Origin of the sequence: Paraburkholderia sp. SIMBA_053 (genome assembly GCF_046534895.1) — a bacterium.
In the GTDB taxonomy this organism is placed as follows: domain Bacteria; phylum Pseudomonadota; class Gammaproteobacteria; order Burkholderiales; family Burkholderiaceae; genus Paraburkholderia; species Paraburkholderia caledonica.
The window spans coordinates 1-234 of the sequence record NZ_JAWRXU010001762.1 but is presented as its reverse complement, the minus strand read 5'-3'; the positions used below and the strand labels follow the sequence as shown (position 1 = coordinate 234).

Sequence of the window (234 nt, the reverse complement as noted above, 5' to 3'; positions counted from 1 at the left end):
CGTTCGGTGACGGCGAGGACACTGTCGCGGTCTTCGTCGACTTCCAGTGCCCGATCTGCGCCAGCTTCGAGGAGCAGTACGGCGAGCAGCTGGAAGCCGCTGCCGCCGACGGTCGCATCACCCTCGAGTACCACCCCATCGCGATTCTGGACCGCTACTCGCAGGGCACCGAGTACTCGTCTCGCTCCGCCGGCGCGGCCTTCTGCGTTGCGGAGTCGAACCCGGATCTCTACC

Annotated in this window: 1 protein-coding gene; it reads left to right on the top strand. The window is 66.7% G+C overall.

What is annotated here, in order from left to right:
• The coding region (locus SB753_RS41570; RefSeq protein ID WP_410805759.1) for a DsbA family protein at positions 1-234 on the top strand (234 nt) is incomplete at both ends.